1 pseudogene is annotated in these 399 nt (G+C 63.9%); it reads left to right on the forward strand.

Annotated features, from left to right (window positions below):
* Positions 1–282 (forward strand): annotated as a pseudogene (locus ACWTU8_RS33210) (hypothetical protein); the annotation flags it as partial.
* Between the last annotated feature and the right edge of the window lie 117 nt (positions 283–399).

The raw sequence follows: 399 nt of genomic DNA on the forward strand, positions 1-399 counted from the left end.
GCCGCCTTGCTCGAACACGCCAAGCTGGCGCTGGCTACCGAGGACCCAAAGCCCGAGGAAAAACTGCCGCCGATCGATCCGGAATCGATCGCGGCCGAACTGGGATTGAACCAGCCCAAGAGCGCCGCCGATTTCGGCCGTATGCGCCGCAGCTTTGCTTTCACCAACCATCCCGATCGCGTCGCCCCGCATCTGCGTCAGCGCGCCATGATCCGCATGCAAGTGGCCAACATGCTGATCGACGAGGCCAAGCGCCGCGCCGTGGCCGGCGCCCGCCGCTAGCTGAACATCGCTGGTTCACGCAAAAGTCGGCCTCGTGAGGGTTGGAGAGCGCCGCAGCTTTCCCTATACATGCAGCCTCCCTCCCGCACAGACTTTCCCTCCGGAGCAGAATTCCAT

This window comes from Mesorhizobium sp. BHbdii, assembly GCF_053848045.1.